The 1,054-nt window shown below is 40.7% G+C and carries 1 protein-coding gene; it reads left to right on the top strand.

Annotated features, from left to right (window positions below):
* Nucleotides 1-124: 124 nt before the first annotated feature.
* Nucleotides 125-1,054, top strand: a 930-nt coding sequence (locus QUB70_RS32570) for an RNA-guided endonuclease InsQ/TnpB family protein (RefSeq protein ID WP_332985936.1), incomplete at its 3' end; no start/stop codon positions are given.

The following is a 1,054-nucleotide window of genomic DNA, read 5'->3' as shown; positions in this document are numbered from 1 at the left end:
GGAAAACTCATCGGCTTTAGCCATGAGATGTAAGCGGCACGGGCGGTTTTAACCGCCGTGAATCTTTCTTAATTCTTAATATTTAAAAGGCGACTGCTATATTAAGATATGAACAAGGAGGTGAGTGAGATTGCTAACAAACTATATTTACAAATTGCGCCCCAATCAAACGCAAGTCTTAAAAATGTCGGCTTGGGTAAATATGCTGAGAAGTCACTATAATTGGTGTCTAAATGACAGAATTACCCAATACAACCAACAGTTTATCCAAGGCGACTACTGCGATATTAGAACTTATGGCGAAGTTTCACCGTTAACCTGTTTCGTTAGCAAAAGTGGCGCAACTGGAAATCCCTGGAAAGACGATAAGTTCGATCGAGAAGGTAAGGCTAGAAATCCCCGTAGAAGTGCGGCGGACATTCAAATTACAGCATTGCCAGAATTGAAAATTGCTAGACCTTGGTATGCTCAAATAGATTCAACAGTTCTACAGCAGAATGTTAAACGCTTAGACACTGCTTACAAGAATTTCTTTGAAGGCAGAGGATTTCCCAGGTTCAAAAACCGTAGCAACTTTACGTCTTTTACTTATGTGATGGGCGTCAAACTAAAGGGCAATAAAATCTATCTCCCTAAACTGGGTCCGATGCGATTTCATAACTCTCGCTCAATCCCAGATGGGTTTACCATCAAGGCTTGCACGGTTAGAAAACGTCAAAATGGTTGGTATATTTCCCTCAGAATAGAGGATAAATCTGTACCTGAATACAGTGCTAAACTTAAGCGTAAGAATCCCAAAGTAATAGGGTGCGATTTAGGAATAACTAAGCTGGTTCACCTTTCTGATGGACATCAAATCGAGAATCCCAAGTTTGCAACCAACAAAAAAGCTAAGCGGACTCTGAAAATTAGACAAAGGCGAGTTAGCCGTAAGGTCAAAGGTAGCAAAAACCGCAAAAAAGCGGCTATCAGAGTTGGGAGATTTCATCAAAAGATTGGTAATAAACGCCAAGCGTATCAATGGAAAGTTGCTAACAAGATTGTGTCTCGCAAC

It is taken from the genome of Microcoleus sp. A003_D6 (assembly GCF_036702825.1).
In the GTDB taxonomy this organism is placed as follows: Bacteria; Cyanobacteriota; Cyanobacteriia; order Cyanobacteriales; family Microcoleaceae; genus Microcoleus.
Note: the sequence above shows the minus strand (reverse complement) of the source record. Positions and strands in the feature narration are given on the sequence as shown.